This window comes from Pseudomonas sp. AC463, from assembly GCF_979253585.1.
Window position 1 is genome coordinate 1 of record NZ_CEEDDZ010000701.1, and the last position, 265, is coordinate 265.

The window sequence follows — 265 nt, forward strand, 5'->3', positions numbered from 1 at the left end:
TGCCGGCGAAAGACGATGGCCCGGCTGACCGGCGGCGGAGGCCTGCAGATCGATCAGCAAACGCGCAAGGTCGCCGGCGCTCGCCCACAGCCCGGCCGGACCGAGTTCGGGATAGACATGATAATTGCCGCGGATCGGTCTGCCGTTGATATGTCCAAAGGCCATATTGGACTGGATCGCGGGCGATGGCGGCTGGGCATAGGCGCTGCGGCTCATGCCCAGCGGACGTAGCATCTCACGCTCCGCCAAGTCGGGGACCGGCACC

General features: G+C 66.4%; 1 protein-coding gene. It reads right to left on the reverse strand.

Annotated features, from left to right (window positions below):
- Positions 1–234 (reverse strand): hypothetical protein (locus AC0IYH_RS32000; protein WP_471838314.1); only part of this gene is annotated, 234 nt, incomplete at its 3' end.
- Between the last annotated feature and the right edge of the window lie 31 nt (positions 235–265).